The sequence below is a fragment of the Tsukamurella soli genome (genome assembly GCF_039541155.1).
Taxonomy (GTDB): Bacteria; Actinomycetota; Actinomycetes; order Mycobacteriales; family Mycobacteriaceae; genus Tsukamurella; species Tsukamurella soli.
The window spans coordinates 1-1,883 of record NZ_BAABFR010000223.1 but is presented as its reverse complement, the minus strand read 5'-3'; the positions used below and the strand labels follow the sequence as shown (position 1 = coordinate 1,883).

Sequence of the window (1,883 nt, the reverse complement as noted above, 5' to 3'; positions counted from 1 at the left end):
GTGCGGGTTTCCCGACGTGGCTGCCAGGAACCTGAGGGCCGGCGAGGCTGTGGCTCGTCACCCGCGGCGTCCGCAGCGCCGCGCCGGGATCCGCTGCGCCGGGCGCCTTGTGGGGCCTCGCCGGCGTCATCGCGGCGGAGCAGCCCGACGTGTGGGGCGGCCTCGTCGACTTCGAGGCCGACGGTGACCCCACGACCGACGCCGCGGTGCTCGCGCCGTTGCTGCGTGCCGGGACGTCGACCGGAACCGGCATCGGCGCGGTACTGAGCCTGCGCGACGGCGTCCTCGCCGCCCGGGCGCTCGGCCCGCTCCCTGCGCACCCGGACAGCTTGCGCGGCAGCGACTCCCGGCCCGGCGTGCGCTGCCGACCCGACGCGGCGTACCTGGTGACCGGCGGTCTCGGCGAGCTCGGGGGGCTGATCGCGGGATGGCTCGCCGACCGTGGCGCCCGCCGGGTCGTGCTCGCGGGTCGCACCGGCCTGCCGCCCCGCAGCAGTTGGGGAACCGCCACCGACCCGGTGGCGGTACGCCGCATCGCCGCCGTCCGTGAGTTGGAGCGGCGTGGCGTGGCGGTCGACGTCGAGACGCTCGACATCGCCTCGACCGAATCGCTGCGGGCGCTGCTGGCGCGCCGCGACGCCGCGGGGGCCCCGCCGATCGCGGGCGTGGTGCACGCCGCGGGGATCGACGACAGCGCGCTGCTCGCTGATCTCGACGCCGAGCACGCCGCCCGGGTGCTGGCACCGAAAGCCGGTGGCGCGCAGGCGCTGCACGCCGTCTTCCCGCCCGGCTCGCTGGACTTCGTCACCGCCACCGCCTCGGCTGGCGCAGTGTTCGGCGTCCCCGGGCAGGGCGCATACGCCACCGCCAACGCCTACCTCGACGCCCTCGCCGCGGAGCGCCGCGCCGCGGGCGACACCAGCCTCAGCCTCGACTGGGTCGCCTGGCACGGGCTGGGTTTCGCGGCCGGTTCCGGCGGTGACGTGGTGGCGGCCGAGCTCGCGCGGATGGGATCGCGGCCACTGCGGCCCGCCGAGGCCTTCGCGGCGTGGGAGTACGCGGCCGACAGCGGCGTACCGCAGGCGGTGATGGTGCCGCTGCCGGCGATCGAGACGGCCGTGACCGGCGATGCCGAGTCCGCGCCCGCCGTGTGGGCGGGGCTACCGCACGCGGAGGTCGTCGCGGGCCTCGAGTCCGGGCTGACCGAGATCATCGCCCGCGAGCTGCGCGTGTCGCGCGCCGAGCTCGCGGTCGACCTGCCGTTCGCCGAGCTGGGCATCAACTCGCTCATGGCGATGTCGATCCGGCGCGACGCCGAGCGGCTCGTCGGTACGGGTCTCTCGGTGACCATGCTGTGGAACCACCCGACCATCGAGGCCCTCGCGGCGTACCTCGCGGAGCGCGTCAGCGGCGACGACTCCCGCGCGGACGGCCCCGCCGGTGGCGCAGTGGACGTCTGGGACGCTCCGACCGACCCGCCGGCGCACCAGGATTCGGTCTTGGACGGACTGTTCGACGCCGTCGAGGCGGGCAGCATCGACGGGAGTGGCCTGTGAACACCGCGGATCCGACGCGAGAGACGTTGCGTACCTGGCTGATCGAGCGGATCGCCGCGGTCGGCGGGCTGGCGCTCGCCCAAGTGGACCCCACCACGCCGATGACCGACCTCGGCATCGGCTCCAAGGATGCCGTGGTGCTGGTCGGCGAACTCGGCGAACTGCTCGGGCGGGTGGTGTCGCCGGTGGAGTTCTGGCAGCACCCGACGATCGACGACCTGGTCGGCTACCTGACCGGGGCCGAGCCGGCGGCCGACGCGGCGGCCGGTGTGCCAGCGGCGGGCGCGACCCGCGCCGCGGCCGACGAGCCGATCGCGGTCGTCGGGC

2 protein-coding genes are annotated in these 1,883 nt (G+C 75.7%); both read left to right on the top strand.

The genetic code is table 11. The annotated features are described in order from the left end of the window. The first annotated feature begins 107 nt into the window (after positions 1–107). Positions 108–1,556, top strand: coding sequence for a beta-ketoacyl reductase (locus ABD908_RS27215; RefSeq protein ID WP_345002012.1), 1,449 nt, complete (start codon positions 108–110; stop codon positions 1,554–1,556). Continuing rightward, positions 1,553–1,883, top strand: a 331-nt coding sequence (locus ABD908_RS27210) for an acyl carrier protein (protein ID WP_345002010.1), incomplete at its 3' end; no start/stop codon positions are given. The genes ABD908_RS27215 and ABD908_RS27210, both read left to right, overlap by 4 nt.